This is a genomic window from Achromobacter sp. GW823-FHT04E03 (assembly GCF_058796095.1).
Genome location: NZ_JBXAIJ010000002.1, coordinates 23,842 through 40,263 on the forward strand (window position 1 = coordinate 23,842; position 16,422 = coordinate 40,263).

The following is a 16,422-nucleotide window of genomic DNA, read 5'->3' on the forward strand; positions in this document are numbered from 1 at the left end:
ATACAATGCGGCGTGGTTTTCCCTAATTCTGATCATGACCTACTGCGTCGCAGCCCGCCTTGATTCCGGCCTGGTATTCCTGGCCGACTCCCGCACCAACGCCGGAGTCGACCAGATCAGCGTCTTCCGCAAAATGACCGTGTTCGAGCGCCCGGGCGACCGCGTCATGGTGCTGATGAGTTCGGGCAACCTGGCGGTCAGCCAGGCGGTGCTGAACGCGCTGGCGCGCCAGCACGACGAAGGCGGCGAAACCGTCTGGAACGCGCCCGACATGTTCGAGGCCACCCGCCGCGTCGGCGCGGCGGTGCGCAGCGTCTATCACCACGAAGCCCCGGCCCTGCGCGAGCAGGGCGTGGACTTCAACGTCAACCTGATCTTCGGCGGCCAGATCGGCGCCGAACGCTGCCGCCTGTTCCAGGTGTATTCGGCCGGCAACTTCATCGAAGCCGGCCAGGAATGCCCGTACTTCCAGATCGGCGAAGCCAAATACGGCAAGCCCATCCTGGACCGCGTGCTGCGTCCCGACACCTCGCTGGACGAAGCGGCCAAGTGCGCCCTGATCTCCATGGACTCCACGCTGCGCTCCAATATCTCGGTGGGCCTGCCGCTGGACCTGCTGGTCTACGACACGCACTCGCTGCGCGTCACGCATTTCGCCAGCATCGACGAGCACAACGAGTACTTCCGCATGATCCGCGGCACCTGGGGCGAACGCCTGCGCCAGGTCTTCGCCGAGATCCCGGACCCGCTGTGGACCAATCCCGACTCGCCCGATTCGCTGGTGCCTCCCAGCCGCGTGCACCAGCCGCTGCGCGCGGAGCCGGTGGATGCGCCCGAGTCGAACTATCCGGCGCCGCAGGTGCTGGCGGAAGATCCGGGGAAGGATCAGGCGAACTAGGGGCGGTTTCCGGCAGGAACATGCCAAGCCTCCCAGGCCAGAACCCGGGACTCCGTCTGATACCGCAGGCTTCCGCGCGCATTTATGTGTTCCGGACGCCTTGATCCCTTGCAGCACGACCGGAATCTGCTTTACAGTTTCTTCAACGTATATGCACGCCATATGCCCACCTTCCGAGGCCCGCGCAATTCATTGCTGCGGGCTTTCGTGTTTTTGTGCGGCATGAATCGTTGCCATTTTGAATTTGGGTGCGATCTTTCCATTCACTGAAGGAAAGCCAGCCGTCTCCCGCGCCCTACACTGCTTCGATTCGTATGCAAGCCACGTGTCGGACAAAGGGTTACGTCATGCATTACGTCATGTATCTGGACGAGTTCGGCCACATTGGCCCATTCGTCTCTCGTGATCACGACAAGCACCGGACAAGCCCGGTGTTCGGCTTCGGGGGGTGGTCCTGCCTGTTGAATCCGTGCGCGAATTCGCCATCTACTTCTACAAACTGAAATGCCATCTATTGAAGTTCGAACTGGAACGGCAAGACCAACCTGCGTACCGCTGGGAAAAGAAGGGCGCGCAACTCTATACCGTCCGGAATGTTGAAAAGTACCAGCAGTTGCGGACCGCAACGGGGCGTTTGCTGAACCGGATCAGACAGATTGGCGGACACGTGATTTACAGCGGCGAGCAAAAGACAACAGACGCGGCATCGCATCAACCCGCGGAGATCTTCAAGCAGCAATTGCTACGCATAGTCCGGCGCGCGGATCGCTTTTTCTCGGCAAGGCAGGCCACCTTCATGCTTTTGATCGACGAGCAACAGGCGGGCAGCCGATGGCGCGAAATGAATGTCGAAGCCTGCACGCTGGCGATGTTCGAAGATGCCACCGACCGATGCAGAACGCTGGTCGAGCCGCTGATTCAAGGTGAGAGCCACCTGTTCCAGACCCTTCAATGTGCTGACTGGATCTGCAGCTTGGTGGGCCGGCTGTGCGCCTTCCAGGTGGCGTCCGCGCAGTACCGGGACTGGGAGATTTTTCACCGTTACTTTCATGACCGCGTGCAAGCCGCGGCCCTCCCGTGCAGCGGACTCGGTTCGCAGGAAGAGCAGGAAAATCCCCCGCTCATATCGCCTTCCGCGTAAACCCTCCTTTCCAGCAGCCGAAACCCGGCTTGCGGAACCGCGAATTCTCATCCGGGCGCTGTCGCGCCACACTGGTGTCCGGCCGTCATGCTTTGCCTTGGGGGCCCCGACAACACCACAAGGAGCGAGACATGCCCCCTATCTACGCGCGCGCCCTCAAGCGTGCAGCATGGCCCGTGCTGGCCCTGTCCTGCCTGGTTTCCGGCGCCGCCGGCGCGCAAGGCGCCTATCCCAACCATCCCATTTCGCTGGTCGTGCCGTTCGCGGCGGGCGGGCCGACCGATGTCGTGGCGCGCAGCCTGGGCGCGTCCATGTCCAAGACGCTGGGCCAAAGCATCATCATCGAGAACCGCACCGGTGCGGGCGGCACGCTGGCGTCCCAGCACGTGGCGCGCGCCGCGCCCGACGGCTACACCTTCCTGATCCACCACAACGGCATGGCCACCGCGCCGGCGCTGTACCGCAAGCTGTCGTTCAACCCGCTGACGGACTTCGCCTATGTCGGCCAGGTGGCCGACGTGCCCATGACGCTGCTGGGCCGCAAGGACCTGCCCGCGGACGGCATGAAGGACTTCATCAAGTACGCCAAGGAAAACGGCAACAAGATCAACCTGGCCAACGCCGGCCTGGGCGCGGTGTCGCAGCTCTGCGGCATGCTGCTGCAGGAATCGCTGGGCGTGCAGTTCACCACCGTGCCCTATGCCGGCACGGCGCCGGCGATGACCGCGCTGCTGGGCGGCCAGGTGGACGTGCTGTGCGATCAGACCACCCAGACCATTCCGCAGATCAAGGCCGACCGCGTGAAGCTGTACGGCGTCACCACGCTGGAGCGCATCAAGACGCTGCCTGATGCGCCGACCCTGCAGGAGAACGGCCTGAAGGGCTTCGAGGTCAAGGTGTGGCATGGCGTCTACGCGCCCAAGGGCACGCCGCCAGAAGCCGTCGCGAAGTTCAACGAGGCCCTGCGCGCCGCGCTGAAGGATCCTGCCTTCACGCAGAAGATGGCGGAACTGGGCGCCGAGATCGTGCCGGAATCCAAGCAGACGCCGCAAGGCCTGCAGACCTGGCTGCAATCCGAGGTCGACAAATGGGGCGGCATCATCCGCAAGGCGGGGGTGTACGCCGACTGATGGCGCGGCGGGCGGCGGCGGTTGCTGCTGCCCGTTCATGAATATATATTCGCGTGCATGAGTACGAACGACGTAAAAAGCGCCAGGCGCGTCCTGGACATCCTGCAATTCTTCGCCGCGACGCGGGCGCCGGCCACGCTGTCGCAGCTTTCGGCCGGACTGGGCATCCCCAAGTCCAGCTGCCTGGCCTTGCTGGACACGCTGGAAGGCGACGGCTACGCGCATCAGACTGCGGGCCGTTATTACCTCACCCGCCGCTGGCTGAACGAGGCCCGCACTGTGGCCGAGCATGACCAGCTGACCACACGCATCCGGCCCACGCTGGAGGCGCTGCGCGACGAATTGGACGAGACCCTGATCCTGGCGCAACGGTCGGGCGACCAGGTGGTCTACCTGGACGTGGCCGAGCCCGAACGCATCGTGCGCTTCACGGCCAGGGTCGGCCAGCAAAAACCGCTGCATGCATCGGCCTCCGGGCGTGCCCTGCTGGGCGCCATGCCGCCTGCCGAACGCGAGGCGCTGGTCGCGCGCCTGCCCCTGGACCGCTATACCAGCAAGACGGTCAAGACCCACAAGCAACTGCTGCAGCTGATCGATTCCGAAGCCCGGCGCGGCTGGCACGTCAATCTGGCGGAGCATCAGGCCGATACCCTGTCGGTTGCCGCGCCGCTGGTGTTGTACGGCGCCGTGCTGGCGCTGGTCGTGGGCGCTCCGCTGGACCGTTCCGCCTCCCGCGCCGACCTCATCGGCCAGACCTTGCTTGCCGCCGGCCGCGAACTCACGCAACGCCTGGACAGCCCGGCGCCCGCCGTGACTGCCTACTAAGGCCAGCCCCTAAAAGGGCTTCCGCCGCTCCGGCCGCCTGGCTGCCCCGAGAGGCGCCTGGCGGCCGCGCCTTTACCTCCCCTTCCTGCTTTCCGCCGCGTCACCCGCGCTGGCGGCGCGCGCCTGCGTCCTCCGCGGCTGCGCAGGCTCCTGCGGGTTTACGACTAGCCAAAACCATTGCTCGCCTTCGTTCATGAATATAAACTTTTGTTCAAGAGTAAGAACGCGGATCGGGATTACCGGTAGCGGCCGCTCGAATTCCGGGCCAATACCCCGGCGCTCTCTACATGAAGGAAAGAACATGGCTGGCCTTTATTACGAACAGTTTTCGCCCGGACAGGCGTTCGAGCACGCCTGGACCCGCACCCTGACCGAAATGGACAACGTGCTGTTCAGTTCCCTGACGATGAACGTGCAGCCGCTGCATCTGGACGCGCATTTCGCCGCGCAGACGGAGTTCGGCAAGCCCCTGGTCAACAGCCTGTTCACGCTGGGCCTGCTGATCGGCATGACGGTCAACGACACCACCCTGGGCACCACCGTGGCCAATCTGGGCATGACCGACGTGAACTTCCCCAAGCCGGTTTTCGCGGGCGACACCCTGCACGTGCGCACCCGCGTGCTGTCGGTGCGCGAAAGCAAATCCCGGCCCAACGCGGGCATCGTCGAGTTCGAGCACACCGCGCTGAATCATCGCGACGAAGTCGTGGCCACGTGCAAGCGTTCGGCCTTGATGCGCAAGCGTCCGGCCTGAGTTTGCCGCCGCCCAGGAGGATCACGATGACCCGCTCCCTGCTGTTCGTGCCCGGCGATTCCGGGCGCAAGTTCGATCACGCGGCCGCCAGCGCCGCCGATGCCCTGATCCTGGACCTGGAAGACTCCGTCGCCCCGGACCAGAAGCCTGCTGCACGCAAGGAAGTCCGCGCCATGCTGGAACGCGGCACGGCAGGCAAGCAACTTTGGGTGCGCATCAACGCGCTGGACGGCGGCGACGCCCTGGCCGATCTGGCCGCCGTGATGCCCGCCGCCCCCTACGGCATCGTGCTGCCCAAGTGCGCCGGCCGCGATGGTCTCCTGCACCTGTCGCACTATCTTGACGCCTTCGAGGCCACGGCCGGCACGGCCCCTGGCGTCACACGCATCCTCGCCATCGTCACCGAGACCGCGCAGTCCCTGTTCAGCCTGCACGACTACCGCGACGCCACGCCGCGGCTGTGGGGGCTGTCCTGGGGTGCGGAAGACCTGGCCGCCGACGTCGGCGCGCTGCGCAACCGCGAGGCGGGCCGCTACACGGAGCCCTTCCGTCTGGCGCGCTCGCTGTGCCTGATGTCGGCCGCCGCGGCCGGCGTGCGCGCCATCGACACGGTCTGCGTCGACCTGGACGCGCCCGAGGTTCTGGCAGCCGAGGCCGGCGAAGCCTTTCGCGACGGCTTCGTCGGCAAGATGGCCATCCATCCGCGCCACGTAGCCGCGGTCAACGCGGCGCTGAGCCCGGACGACGGCCAATTGCAATGGGCCCGCGCGGTCATTGCCGCCTTCGCCGCCAACCCGGGCGCGGGCACCTTGCGGCTGGACGGCAAGATGATCGACCGCCCGCACTTGCGCCTGGCGCGCCGCCTGCTGGGGGAGGACTGAACATGCCCGGACCACTGCACGGCATACGCGTCGTCGACATGACCAGCGTCGGCATGGGGCCCATGGCCACCCAGATGCTGGGCGACATGGGCGCCGACGTCATCAAGGTGGAATCCGCCGAGGGCGACGTGTTCCGTCACGTCACCCCCCAGCGCCATGCCGCCATGAGCCATACCCATCTGAACCTGAACCGCAATAAGCGCAGCGCGGTGATCGATGCCAAGACCCCCGAAGGCCGTGCGCAACTGGACGCGTTGATCGGCGGCGCCGACGTCTTCATCTCCAACATGCGCGCCCCGGCGATGCGCCGCCTGGGCCTGGATTACGCGACGCTGCAGCCCCGTTTTCCCGAACTGGTCTATTGCGCCTGCTATGGCTATTCGGAGCAAGGCCCTTACGCGGGACGCGCCGCCATCGACGACACCATCCAGGCCGCGTCGGGCATGGCCTGGCTGCAGGGCGGCGCGGGCGAGCAGGCGCCGCGCTATGTCAATTCCGTGGTCGCCGACAAGGTGGTGGCGCTGTACGTGGCCAACGCCGTCACCAGCGCCCTGTTGGCGCGCGAGCGCGGCGCGGGCGGCCAGGCCGTGGAAGTGCCGATGTTCGAATGCATGGTGGCCTTCCTGGCGCCGGAACATCTGGCGGGGCTGACCTTCGTGCCGCCCGAAGGGCCGGCGGGCTATACGCGCCTGCTCAATGAGTACCGCCGCCCGTTCCGCACGCAGGACGGCTACATGAGCGTGGTGCCTTACACCACGCCGCAATGGCAGCGCTTCTTTGCGCTGGCCGGCAACCCCGAGATGGCGCAGGACCCGCGCTACTTGACGCTCAACAGCCGCAGCAAGCATTTTCCCGAGCTGTACAGCTACGTCGAAGGCGTGCTGGGCAAGCGCACCACCGCGCAATGGATCGAACTGCTGGCGACCGCCGACATCCCCTATGCTCCGGTCAACGGCTTCGAGGAACTGCTGGCCGACCCGCACTTGCGGGCCACCGGCTTCTGGCATGAATCCGAGCACCCCACCGAAGGGCGCCTGATCCAGGCGGGCCTGCCCGTCCGCTTCAGCCGCACGCCGGCAGAGATCCGGCGGCATCCGCCCGGCCTGGGCGAACACACAGTCGAGATCCTGGCGGAAGCCCAGGCCGGCCGGACGTCCTAAGGTTCCAAAGCACGAGGAGACAGACATGAAAAACAACATCCGATCCGCCCTGATCGCCGCCGCGCTGTGCCTGCCGTCCCTGACAGGCGCAGCCCCCGGCTATCCGCAGGCGGACAAGCCCATCCATTTCGTGGTCGGCTTTCCTGCCGGTAGCACCATCGACAACGTCTCGCGCGTGGTGGTGGACGATATCCGCGCCCGTACCGGCGCGCAGATCATCGTCGAGAACAAGCCCGGCGCGCTGGGCGTGCTGGGCGTGGACACGGTGGCGCGGGCCGCGCCCGACGGCTACACCATGATGCCGAGTTCCAGCGCCACCAGCTCGTCCGGCCCCTACCTGTCCAAGGCCTTCCAGCGCTATGACGCCATGAAGGACTTCACCCAGGTCGGGCGTGTGGTGCGCTTCGACGTGGTCATCGTCACGCGCGCCGCCGGCCAGCATGGCGACGCGCGCCAACTGGTGGCGGCAGCCAAGGAAAAGCCGAATTCGGTGACCAGCGGCTATGGCTCGGGCACGGGCCAGGTGGTCGCGGCGGCGTTCAGCCGCGCAGCGGGCGCCGAGGTGCTGGCCGTGCCCTATAAGGGCCAACCGGCAGCCATCACCGATCTGCTGGGCGGGCGCATCGATTTCGTGGCGGCCGACCTGGGGGCCGTGCTGCCGCAGATCCGCGCCAAGAACCTGAACGCCGTGGCCCTGGTTTCCAACAAGCGCTCGACCATCCTGCCCTCCGTTCCCACCGCCCAGGAACTTGGCATGGGCAGCCTGGACCTGACCGGCTGGATCGGCGTGGCCGGCCCCGGCGGCCTCGCGCCCGAGGCGGCGAAGTGGTGGTCCGAGCAACTGACGGCCACGATGCGCGAGCCTGCGATCCAGGAAAAACTGCGCGCCATGGGCATGGAGCCCGACCTGGCCACGGGTGATCCCTTGCAGCAATTCGTGCGCGGCCAGTACGACGCCTGGGGTCAGCAGATCCGGCAGGCGGGAATCCAACCCGAGTAAGCAGCGGGCTGCCCAAAGAAAAGCCCACCCTCGCGGGTGGGCTTGGCCTTTATGGCGGGTGCAGCCTGTTACGCCTGCACCGCTAGCTCCTTCCACACCGCCAGCGGCGCTTCCGCGTGGTTCAAGGTGTAGAAATGCAGGCCCGGCGCGCCGTTGTCCAGCAACGTCTGGCACAGTTCGGTCACCACGTCCACGCCAAAGGCGCGGATGGAGGCCTTGTCGTCGCCGAACTCGGCCAGGCGCAGGCGGATCCAGCGCGGCACTTCCGCGCCGCACATTTCCGAGAAGCGCAGCAGCTGCGTGTGGTTCGTGATGGGCATGATGCCCGGCACGATGGGCACGTTCACACCCTTGGCCTGGGCCCGGTCGACGAAGTCGAAGTAGGCGTCGGCGTTGAAGAAGTACTGCGTGATCGCGGCGTCGGCGCCGGCTTTCACCTTGTTCACGAAATGGTTCAGGTCGGCGGAGGGATTGGCCGCCTGGGGATGCATTTCGGGATAGGCCGCCACTTCGATGTGGAACCAGTCGCCCGTTTCCTCGCGGATGAACGACACCAGCTCGTTGGCGTAGCGCAGTTCGCCCGCATCGCCGCCCATGCCCGAGGGCAGGTCGCCGCGCAGGGCCACCACGCGCCGCACGCCCTCGTTCTTGTAGGCCTGGAGGATGTCCCGCAGATCCTGGCGCGTGGCGCCGACGCACGACAGGTGCGGCGCCGCCTCGCAGCCCAGGTTGCGCAGCGTGCGCACGGCATCCGCCGTGCCGGCGCGGGTGGAGCCGCCCGCGCCGAAGGTCACGCTGACGTACTTGGGCTGGATGGCCAGCATCTGCTTGGCCGCGCGCACCAGCCGCTCCTGGCCGGCCAGGTCGCGCGGAGGGAAGAATTCCAGACTGAAAGCGGGAGTAGTCGAGTCAGACATTAGGGGATCAGCTTCGTGAGCAGGCCAGAGATGATGCTGTACAGGATCGCACCGCCCACGGCCCACCAGAACCCGTTGACCTGGAAGCCCTTCAGCACGGAGCCGACGAACCAGAACAACAAGGCGTTGATGACGATGAGGAAGAGACCGAGAGTGACGATCGTGATGGGCAGTGTCAGCAGCACCAGCACCGGTTTGACCAGCATGTTCACCAGGCCCAGCACCAGCGCGGCGATGAGCGCCGATCCGAAGCTGGCCACGGTGATGCCGGGCAGCAGGTAGGCCACGGCCAGCAGGGCCACCGCGTTCAGGATCCAGACGAGTATCAATGCCATGTTCGATCTCCTGTTGTGAGCCCGCCGGCCCTGCCGCGGCGATACGTACGCGACAGGGGTCCTGCGGACCGGAAAGCCCGCGCCGGCATGGCGCGGCACTTTCCTATTTTGCTACAACCATCAATAGCGGTAGTGCTCGGGCTTGTAGGGGCCTTCGACCGGCACGTTGATGTAGTCGGCCTGATCCTGGCGCAGCGTCGTGAGCTTCACGCCCAGCTTCTTCAGGTGCAGGCGGGCGACCTTCTCGTCCAGGTGCTTGGGCAGCACGTAGACCTGACCCGACTGGTAGGCTTCGTTGCGCGTGAACAGCTCGATCTGGGCGATGGTCTGGTTGGCGAACGACGACGACATCACGAACGACGGGTGGCCGGTGGCGCAACCCAGGTTCACCAGGCGGCCCTGGGCCAGCAGGATGATGCGCTTGCCGTCCGGGAAGATGACGTGGTCGACTTGCGGCTTGATCTCTTCCCACTTGCAGTCGGCCAGGCTGGCGACGTCGATTTCGTTGTCGAAGTGGCCGATGTTGCACACGATGGCCTGGTCCTTCATGGCGTTCATGTGCTCACGCGTGATGACGTGGTAGTTGCCGGTGGCGGTGACGAAGATGTCGCCGTGCGCGGCGGCTTCTTCCATGGTCACGACCTTGAAGCCTTCCATGGCAGCCTGCAGGGCGCAGATCGGATCGACTTCGGTGACCCAGACCTGGGCGCGCAGCGCGACCAGCGCCTGGGCGCAGCCCTTGCCCACGTCGCCGTAGCCGGCCACGACGGCAACCTTGCCGGCGACCATTACGTCGGTGGCGCGCTTGATGCCGTCGACCAGCGATTCACGGCAGCCGTACAGGTTGTCGAACTTGGACTTGGTGACCGAGTCGTTGACGTTGATGGCGGCAAAGGCCAGCTCGCCCTTTTGCGACATCTGGTACAGGCGATGCACGCCGGTGGTGGTTTCTTCCGTCACGCCCTTGATCAGGGCCAGGCGGGTCGAATACCACTTGGGATCGCGCTTGAGGGTTTCCTTGATGGCGGCGAACAGGATGCGCTCTTCGTCGCTGCCCGGGTTGGCCAGCACCGAGATGTCCTTCTCGGCCTTGGTGCCCAGGTGCAGCATCAAGGTGGCGTCGCCGCCGTCGTCGAGGATCATGTTGGCGTTTTCGCCATTGGGCCATTCGAAGATCTTGTGGGTGTACTGCCAGTACTCTTCCAGCGTTTCGCCCTTGACGGCGAAGACCGGGGTGCCCGATGCGGCGATGGCGGCGGCGGCGTGATCCTGCGTGGAGAAGATGTTGCACGAGGCCCAGCGCACTTCGGCGCCCAGGGCCACCAGCGTTTCGATCAGCACGCCGGTCTGGATGGTCATGTGCAGGCTGCCGGCGATGCGCGCGCCCTTGAGCGGCTGCTTGGCGGCGAATTCCTCGCGGATGGCCATCAGGCCGGGCATTTCGGTTTCGGCGATGGCGAGTTCGCGGCGGCCCCAGCCGGCCAGCGACATGTCGGCGACGAGGTAGTCGGAGAAGGATTTATCGGTCACAGCGTTCATGGTGTGTAGGCTCCACGTGAAATACGAACGGCGCAGGATATGGCCGGACAACGCGAAGGCACCACGAAGGTCGAGTGCTCGCCTTTCCCGCCATATGCGACAAAGGTGAGCGCCGTTGCTGTAGCGCCGCGCAAGGCGCGCCGCTTGAACAAGGATTCCTGAGCCTGGCGAGCCTGGCTCCGCTTGCCGTGCCGGCTGGCGGGAACCGCAGGGTCGTCGCAACGCTCCTCAGGATTGCCGGGCATTGTACCCGGGAACCGTGCGCCAGGGATCAAACCCCTGGCTCCCTGGCGGGCATTTCGCCACCCGGCCGCCGCGCAAGCATGGCCCCTTCAGGGACGCACGACGCCTCGGCATGTTCCGCGCCGCGGGCGCTCCCATCCAGCGGCACCAGTGCAGCCAGCAGGGTCGCGGCCACCGAGTCCCAGCTGCGCGTCAGGGCATGTTCGCGCACCGCATGGCGGTCCAGCGACAGGGCCGAGCGGCAGGCATGGGCCAGGTCTTCGTCCAGGAAACCGGTGACGCCCTGGGTCACCACCGCCAGCGGCGCTTCGCTGCGGAAAGCGGCCACCGGCGTGCCGCAGGCCATGGCCTCCAGCATGACCAGACCGAAGGTGTCCGTCAGGCTGGGGAAGACGAAGGCGTCGGCCGACCCGTAGAGCGCCGGCAGCGCTTCGTCTTGCCGCATGCCCAGGAAAATCGCGTCGGGAAAGCGCTTCTTCAGCCGCGCCTCATCCGGCCCCGCCCCCACCACTACCTTGCTGCCCGGCAGGTCCAGCGACAGGAAGGCGTCCAGATTCTTCTCGCGCGCCACGCGGCCCACGCTCAGGAATACGGGACGGGGCAGGTCCGGGAAGGCCTCGCCCGCCCCCGGCTGGAACTTGCGCGGGTCCACCCCGCGCGACCAGATCTGCAGGTTCGCCAGGCCGCGCCGCGCCAGCACGTCGCGCACCGTGGGCGTCGGCACCAGCACCCGCTGCGAGGGCCGGTGAAACCAGCGCAGATAGCGCCAGGGCAAGGCCGCCGGGATGCCCATGCGCGCCTGCAGGTAGTCCGGGAACATGGTGTGGAACGAAGTCGTGAAGCGCCAGCCCCGCGCCAGCGCCATGCGGCGGGCGGCCAGTCCCAGCGGACCTTCGGTGGCGATATGCAGGGCGTCGGGCACGAGGTCGCCCAGGATGCGGCGCAATTGCCGGCCGGGCTGCAGACACAGCCGCAGGTCGGGCTCGGAAGGCGCCGGCACGGTGCGGCTGCCCTGCGGGTTCACCACGATCAGCTCGTGGCCCCATTCTCCGAGGATCTGCTGCATGGTCGTCCAGGTGCGGACGACGCCATTGACTTGCGGATGCCAGGCATCCGTGACCAGGACGATGCGCATGATGGAGCCGGAAGTGGGCAATAGCGCGATTTAGCCCGCGCCATGTGACATGCCCAAGACGGCCTGCGCGGCCGCCGGCTAGTTGTTGCGGCGGGGATACCCTTGCGCCGTGATGCGCACCCAGACTTCGCGCTTTTCCTCTTCCGTCATGAACACCCAGTTGGCGACTTCCATGGCGGTGCGGCCGCAGCCGCGGCAGATGTCGTCAAACAGCGTGGAGCAGACGGCCACGCAGGGCGAATCCGAAGCCTTGAAGGCGCGTTGCGCGTCTTCGGCGTCGGGGAGTTTGGAGAGGTCGACGTGGTGCTGATTCATCGGGCGTAGGTTAACACCGGCAGTGCGTCCCCTTTTAGAAGGCCCTATGCCCCGCCCGGACTTGAATGCCTGTCCGCGCGCGGGGTGCTACATGCGGGCCGAGCCCTGCCGCTAGCGCCAGCCGAAGAACTCTCCGGCCTGCGCCAGCAGCGCGTCCGGGCACTCTTCCGCAAGATAGTGCGCGCCCGGCAACGGGCCTCCGGACACCTCGTCGGCGATCGCGCGCCACAGCGCCAGCACGTCGAAGTTCCGGCCCACCGCGCCGCGCTCGCCCCACAGCGCACGCAGTGGCATGCGCAGGCGTTCGCCGGCCTCCCGGCCGGCGCGGTCGTGCTCCAGGTCCAGCGTGGCGGAAGCGCGGTAGTCCTCGCAGATGCCCGTGGCCCAGCCGGGCAGTTGCGCCGCGCGTTCGTACTCGGCCATGGCCTCGGCGGAAAAGTGCGCCAGCCCGCCAGGCCGTCCGCCCATCACGGAACGCAGGTAGAACACCGGGTCGCGCTGGATCATGGTTTCGGGCAGCGGCGCCGGCTGGATCAGCCAGAACCAGTGGAAATAGGCCTGGGCGAAGGCGCGCGTGGTGCCTTCGTACATGTCCAGCGTGGGCGCGATGTCCAGCAGCATCATGCGGCTGACGGCGGCGGGATGGTCCAGCGCCAGCCGGTGCGCCACGCGCGCGCCGCGGTCGTGCGCCAGCACCTCGAAGCGCTCGTGGCCCAGGGCGCGCATCAGCTCGATCATGTCGGCCGCCATCTCGCGCTTGGAATGGGCAGAATGGTCCGGCGATGCGGCAGGCTTGTCGCTATCGCCGTAGCCGCGCAGGTCCGCCGCCACGCAAGTGCGGTGGCGCGCCAGTTCCGGCCAGACGCGATGCCAGATGGCGTGGGTCTGGGGATGGCCGTGCAGCAACAGCAACGGCGGGCCAGCGCCGTCGACGCGGGCTGCGATCTCGATGCCGTTGGCCGCGATGCGGCGCACGGGCAGGTCGAAGAATGCGGTCATATGGCCTCTCGGTCCAGGCGGTCGCGCACGCGGCGCGCCAGGTCTTTCATCCAGGGGTGCCGCGCCCAATGCCCGGCCTCGAAACGTTCCACCTCGTCCAGCTGCTGCAATGAGGCGCCCACCATGTCCTGCCCCTGCACGTACATGCGGCGGTGACGTTCTGGCAGCGTGAACGCCGCTGTCCAGCCGTCCATGGCGGTGACGCTCCCTGCCGCCACATCGATGCTGACGCGGTTGGTGGCCGTATTGGACACCCTGGCGAGCAAGGCGTCGATCTCGGCCGGCGCCAGGCTGATCAGCAGCAGGCCGTTGTTTACGGCATTGAAGTAGAAGATCTCGCCGAAGCTGGGCGCGATCACCGCGCGGATGCCGAACTGCTGCAAGCCCCACACCGCATGCTCGCGACTGGAGCCGCAGCCGAAATTCGGCCCCGCGACCACGATGGACGCCCCGGCATAGGCGGGCTGGTTCAGCACGAAATCGGGCCTGGGCGCGCCGCCCGCATCAAAGCGCAGGTCATGCAGCAGGCCGCGGTCCAGCCCTGCCTTGTCGATGATGCGCAGAAACTGCTTGGGCATGATCTGGTCGGTGTCCAGATTGGAAAAAGGCAGCGGCGCGGCAACGCCCTCGATGGTTGCGGTCATGCGTGTTGCTCCCAGACGCGGACGTCGACAATGCGGCCGGCCAGCGCGGCGGCGGCGGCCATCGCCGGAGACATCAGGTGCGTACGTCCTGCGCGCCCCTGCCGGCCTTCGAAATTGCGGTTGGTGGTGGAGGCGCAGCGCTCGCCCGGGCTGAGCACGTCGTCGTTCATGGCCAGGCACATGGAACAGCCAGGCTGGCGCCATTCGAAGCCGGCCTCGATAAATTGCGCCGCAATGCCTTCGGCCTCGGCCTGTGCGCGCACCGCACCCGATCCGGGCACCACCATGGCCCGCACGCCGGCCGCTACCTTGCGGCCGCGCACCACGGCTGCCGCCGCGCGCAGATCCTCGATGCGTCCGTTGGTGCAGGAGCCGATGAACACGCGGTCTATCGGCACGCCGGCTATCGGCGTACCCGGCGTCAGGCCGATATAGTCCATGGCCTTCTCCAGCGCCAGGCGGGCCAGCGCGTCGGGCTCGGCCTGCGGGTCCGGCACCACGCCATCCACCGGCATGGCCTGGTCCGGGCTGGTGCCCCAGGTGACGAAGGGCGCGATCGCGGCGGCATCCAGCACGTGCTCGGCATCGAACACGGCGTCCCCGTCCGAGCGCAGCGTGGCCCAATGGGCGCGGGCCTGGGCCAGCGTCTCGCCTTGAAGTTCGGGCGCATGCGCGGCGACGTAGGCCTCGGTGGTGGCGTCCGGCGCGATCAGCGCGGCACGGGCGCCGGCTTCCACCGTCATGTTGCACAAGGTCATGCGGGCCTCGGCGGACAGCGCGGCGATGGCCTCGCCGCAGAACTCCACCGCATGGCCGCGCGCGCCTTGCGCGCCGATGCGGTGCACGACGCAGATCACCAGGTCCTTGGCGGTGACGCCGGCCGGCAGCGCGCCATCGACGCGAATGCGCATGTTGCGCGCCACCCGGTACGCCAGCGTCTGCGTGGCCAATATGTGTTCGACTTCGGACGTGCCGATGCCGAAGCCCAGCGCGCCCAGCGCGCCGTAGGTGGTGGTGTGGCTGTCACCGCACAGCACCACCATGCCCGGCAGCACCATGCCATGCTCGGGCGCGATCACGTGTTCGATGCCTTGCAGCGGATCGGTGGTGTCGAACAGCGCGATGCCCTGCTCGTCGCAATTGCGCTTGAGGTTCAGCGCCTGGCGCGACGAAGCGTCGTCGGCGATCACGCGCAGTGCCGCCGGCACCGGATGCGTGGGGATGATGTGGTCCACCACCGCCATCTGCTGCCCGGGGCGCAGCACGCCGCGCCCGCGCGCGGCCAGGCCGCTGAAGGCCTGCGGGCTGGTGTATTCGTTCATGATGTGCAGGTCGACGTAGAGCAGGATGTGCTCGTCGTCGATCCGGGCCACCTCATGGCTGGCCACCAGTTTGTCGTACAGCGTCATGCCGGGCATGTCTTGCGTCCTTCGTAGTTGGGTCTTGCGGCCCGGTCAGTTGGCCTGGATGCCGGCGTCCTTGACGATGCCAGCCCAGCGCGTCATCTCGGCGGCTACCATGGCGTCCGTCTTGGCGGGCGAGGAAATCAGCGGATCGAAGCCCTCGCGGCCCATGCGCTGCGCCAGCTCCGGCGAACGCAGGGCTTGTTCGAGCTTGGCGTTCAGCGTGTCGATCACGGCTTGCGGCGTGCCCGCGGGCGCGCTGATCACGAACCAGGTGTTGAACTCGTAGCCGGGCAGCCCGGACTCGGCGATGGTGGGCACGTCGGGCAAGAGCGGCGAACGCGTGGTGCCGGTCACGCCCAACGCCTTGAGCTTCTTGCCGTCGACCTGTGGCTTGGCTGCGGACAGCACCGGAAAGCTCATCTGCACCTGGCCGCTGATGGTGTCCACCATGGCCGGGCCGCCGCCCTTGTAGGGCACGTGCAGGATCTGGGTCTTGGACACCGACTTGAACAGTTCCGCGGCCATGTGGAACGTGCTGCCCGTGCCTGCCGAACCGAAGCTCAGGTCGTTGGCGGGCCGCGCGCGCACATAGGCCAGCAGCTCGCTCACATTGGCCACGGGCAACTGGTTGGTCACCGTCAGCACATGCTGCGACGTTCCTATCGTGCCGACCGAACGCAGGTCCTTGGCCGTGTCGAACGGCATGTTCTGGAACAGCGCCGGGTTGATCGCCAGCGACATGGTGTTGACGGCCAGCGTGTAGCCGTTGGGCTCCGCGCGCGCCACTGCGGCCATGCCGATGTTGCCGGAAGCGCCGGCGCGGTTCTCCACCACGACACTCTGCCCCAGGGCGCGGCCCCAGGCGTCCGAAATCAGTCGCGCGGCGATATCCACGCTGCCGCCGGGCGCGAACGGCACGATGAGCGTCACGGCGCGCTGGGGAAAGGCGTCGGCGGCGGCGGCCGGTTGGGTCCAACAGGATGCGGCAATGGCCGCGCATAGAACGCCGGCCGCTTTGTTGATCTTCATTCCTGGTCTCCTCGGTTGGCCGCGCAGGCGGCTCTTTAGTGGTGAGGCCAGTGTATAAGCGGGTCTTCTTC

Annotated in this window: 17 protein-coding genes and 1 riboswitch; of the genes, 8 read left to right on the top strand and 9 right to left on the bottom strand. The window is 66.9% G+C overall.

Translation table 11 applies throughout. The annotated features are described in order from the left end of the window. The first annotated feature begins 34 nt into the window (after window positions 1–34). The 8 genes from AC1RHV_RS11340 (at window position 35) to AC1RHV_RS11375 (ending at window position 7,789) form a co-directional block, all read left to right on the top strand. Window positions 35–898: a proteasome-type protease gene (locus tag AC1RHV_RS11340; RefSeq protein WP_492300842.1), complete on the top strand. Its 864-nt coding sequence runs from the start codon at window positions 35–37 to the stop codon at window positions 896–898. A gap of 469 nt (window positions 899–1,367) precedes the next feature. Then, a complete protein-coding gene (locus AC1RHV_RS11345; RefSeq protein WP_306650627.1) occupies window positions 1,368–2,039 on the top strand; it encodes a DUF3800 domain-containing protein in 672 nt (223 codons plus the stop codon). A gap of 131 nt (window positions 2,040–2,170) precedes the next feature. Beyond that, entirely contained in the window at window positions 2,171–3,169 is a 999-nt protein-coding gene (locus tag AC1RHV_RS11350; RefSeq protein ID WP_125471146.1) for a tripartite tricarboxylate transporter substrate-binding protein, read from the top strand. A gap of 57 nt (window positions 3,170–3,226) precedes the next feature. Further along, window positions 3,227–3,994 carry an IclR family transcriptional regulator gene (locus AC1RHV_RS11355; protein WP_054456990.1) on the top strand — a complete coding sequence of 256 codons (768 nt, stop codon included), beginning with the start codon at window positions 3,227–3,229 and terminating at the stop codon, window positions 3,992–3,994. 301 nt (window positions 3,995–4,295) lie between these two features. Next, on the top strand, window positions 4,296–4,748 hold the full coding sequence (locus AC1RHV_RS11360) for a MaoC family dehydratase (RefSeq protein WP_042796041.1): 453 nt from the start codon (window positions 4,296–4,298) through the stop codon (window positions 4,746–4,748). A 26-nt stretch (window positions 4,749–4,774) separates the two neighbouring features. Continuing rightward, the gene (locus AC1RHV_RS11365; RefSeq protein ID WP_492300844.1) at window positions 4,775–5,629 is read left to right on the top strand and encodes an HpcH/HpaI aldolase/citrate lyase family protein; all 855 of its coding nucleotides are present in this window, start codon (window positions 4,775–4,777) and stop codon (window positions 5,627–5,629) included. A gap of 2 nt (window positions 5,630–5,631) precedes the next feature. After that, window positions 5,632–6,789, top strand: coding sequence for a CaiB/BaiF CoA transferase family protein (locus tag AC1RHV_RS11370; protein ID WP_492300846.1), 1,158 nt, complete (start codon window positions 5,632–5,634; stop codon window positions 6,787–6,789). A 25-nt stretch (window positions 6,790–6,814) separates the two neighbouring features. After that, window positions 6,815–7,789, top strand: a complete 975-nt coding sequence (locus tag AC1RHV_RS11375; protein WP_125471149.1) for a Bug family tripartite tricarboxylate transporter substrate binding protein — start codon at window positions 6,815–6,817, stop codon at window positions 7,787–7,789. Between the two features lie 68 nt (window positions 7,790–7,857). Here the strand turns inward: AC1RHV_RS11375 and metF are convergent, their stop codons facing one another. From metF to AC1RHV_RS11420, 9 genes are all read right to left on the bottom strand, one after another. Beyond that, a complete protein-coding gene (gene metF, locus AC1RHV_RS11380) occupies window positions 7,858–8,706 on the bottom strand; it encodes a methylenetetrahydrofolate reductase [NAD(P)H] (protein WP_119450159.1) in 849 nt (282 codons plus the stop codon). Beyond that, the gene (locus tag AC1RHV_RS11385) at window positions 8,706–9,041 is read right to left on the bottom strand and encodes a phage holin family protein (RefSeq protein ID WP_006389784.1); all 336 of its coding nucleotides are present in this window, start codon (window positions 9,039–9,041) and stop codon (window positions 8,706–8,708) included. The genes metF and AC1RHV_RS11385 overlap by 1 nt, the downstream gene beginning before the upstream one ends. A 120-nt stretch (window positions 9,042–9,161) precedes the next feature. After that, window positions 9,162–10,580, bottom strand: coding sequence for an adenosylhomocysteinase (ahcY, locus tag AC1RHV_RS11390; protein WP_054457001.1), 1,419 nt, complete (start codon window positions 10,578–10,580; stop codon window positions 9,162–9,164). Between the two features lie 100 nt (window positions 10,581–10,680). Beyond that, a riboswitch (S-adenosyl-L-homocysteine riboswitch) is annotated at window positions 10,681–10,816 on the bottom strand. A 35-nt stretch (window positions 10,817–10,851) separates the two neighbouring features. Continuing rightward, window positions 10,852–11,958 carry a glycosyltransferase family 4 protein gene (locus AC1RHV_RS11395; RefSeq protein ID WP_175162368.1) on the bottom strand — a complete coding sequence of 369 codons (1,107 nt, stop codon included), beginning with the start codon at window positions 11,956–11,958 and terminating at the stop codon, window positions 10,852–10,854. A 78-nt stretch (window positions 11,959–12,036) separates the two neighbouring features. Further along, window positions 12,037–12,273 carry a DUF1289 domain-containing protein gene (locus AC1RHV_RS11400; RefSeq protein ID WP_054457003.1) on the bottom strand — a complete coding sequence of 79 codons (237 nt, stop codon included), beginning with the start codon at window positions 12,271–12,273 and terminating at the stop codon, window positions 12,037–12,039. A 111-nt stretch (window positions 12,274–12,384) separates the two neighbouring features. After that, a complete protein-coding gene (locus tag AC1RHV_RS11405; RefSeq protein ID WP_492300848.1) occupies window positions 12,385–13,272 on the bottom strand; it encodes an alpha/beta fold hydrolase in 888 nt (295 codons plus the stop codon). Beyond that, the gene (gene leuD, locus AC1RHV_RS11410; RefSeq protein ID WP_054457007.1) at window positions 13,269–13,916 is read right to left on the bottom strand and encodes a 3-isopropylmalate dehydratase small subunit; all 648 of its coding nucleotides are present in this window, start codon (window positions 13,914–13,916) and stop codon (window positions 13,269–13,271) included. Before leuD ends, AC1RHV_RS11405 begins: the two co-directional genes overlap by 4 nt. Next, on the bottom strand, window positions 13,913–15,334 hold the full coding sequence (gene leuC, locus AC1RHV_RS11415; protein ID WP_492300850.1) for a 3-isopropylmalate dehydratase large subunit: 1,422 nt from the start codon (window positions 15,332–15,334) through the stop codon (window positions 13,913–13,915). The genes leuD and leuC overlap by 4 nt, the downstream gene beginning before the upstream one ends. 36 nt (window positions 15,335–15,370) lie before the next feature. Beyond that, window positions 15,371–16,351 (bottom strand): Bug family tripartite tricarboxylate transporter substrate binding protein, encoded by a 981-nt coding sequence (locus AC1RHV_RS11420; RefSeq protein ID WP_054457011.1) that lies wholly within the window; start codon window positions 16,349–16,351, stop codon window positions 15,371–15,373. Between the last annotated feature and the right edge of the window lie 71 nt (window positions 16,352–16,422).

Bases quoted from the DNA above. Each gene is read 5' to 3' on its own strand.
- leuC (WP_492300850.1), bottom strand. From the start codon at position 15,334: ATGCCCGGCATGACGCTGTACGACAAACTGGTGGCCAGCCATGAGGTG.
- AC1RHV_RS11340 (WP_492300842.1), top strand. From the start codon at position 35: ATGACCTACTGCGTCGCAGCCCGCCTTGATTCCGGCCTGGTATTCCTG.
- AC1RHV_RS11355 (WP_054456990.1), top strand. From the start codon at position 3,227: ATGAGTACGAACGACGTAAAAAGCGCCAGGCGCGTCCTGGACATCCTG.
- AC1RHV_RS11405 (WP_492300848.1), bottom strand. From the start codon at position 13,272: ATGACCGCATTCTTCGACCTGCCCGTGCGCCGCATCGCGGCCAACGGC.
- AC1RHV_RS11360 (WP_042796041.1), top strand. From the start codon at position 4,296: ATGGCTGGCCTTTATTACGAACAGTTTTCGCCCGGACAGGCGTTCGAG.
- AC1RHV_RS11370 (WP_492300846.1), top strand. From the start codon at position 5,632: ATGCCCGGACCACTGCACGGCATACGCGTCGTCGACATGACCAGCGTC.
- AC1RHV_RS11365 (WP_492300844.1), top strand. From the start codon at position 4,775: ATGACCCGCTCCCTGCTGTTCGTGCCCGGCGATTCCGGGCGCAAGTTC.
- AC1RHV_RS11385 (WP_006389784.1), bottom strand. From the start codon at position 9,041: ATGGCATTGATACTCGTCTGGATCCTGAACGCGGTGGCCCTGCTGGCC.
- AC1RHV_RS11375 (WP_125471149.1), top strand. From the start codon at position 6,815: ATGAAAAACAACATCCGATCCGCCCTGATCGCCGCCGCGCTGTGCCTG.
- AC1RHV_RS11350 (WP_125471146.1), top strand. From the start codon at position 2,171: ATGCCCCCTATCTACGCGCGCGCCCTCAAGCGTGCAGCATGGCCCGTG.
- metF (WP_119450159.1), bottom strand. From the start codon at position 8,706: ATGTCTGACTCGACTACTCCCGCTTTCAGTCTGGAATTCTTCCCTCCG.
- AC1RHV_RS11395 (WP_175162368.1), bottom strand. From the start codon at position 11,958: ATGCGCATCGTCCTGGTCACGGATGCCTGGCATCCGCAAGTCAATGGC.
- AC1RHV_RS11420 (WP_054457011.1), bottom strand. From the start codon at position 16,351: ATGAAGATCAACAAAGCGGCCGGCGTTCTATGCGCGGCCATTGCCGCA.
- leuD (WP_054457007.1), bottom strand. From the start codon at position 13,916: ATGACCGCAACCATCGAGGGCGTTGCCGCGCCGCTGCCTTTTTCCAAT.
- ahcY (WP_054457001.1), bottom strand. From the start codon at position 10,580: ATGAACGCTGTGACCGATAAATCCTTCTCCGACTACCTCGTCGCCGAC.
- AC1RHV_RS11400 (WP_054457003.1), bottom strand. From the start codon at position 12,273: ATGAATCAGCACCACGTCGACCTCTCCAAACTCCCCGACGCCGAAGAC.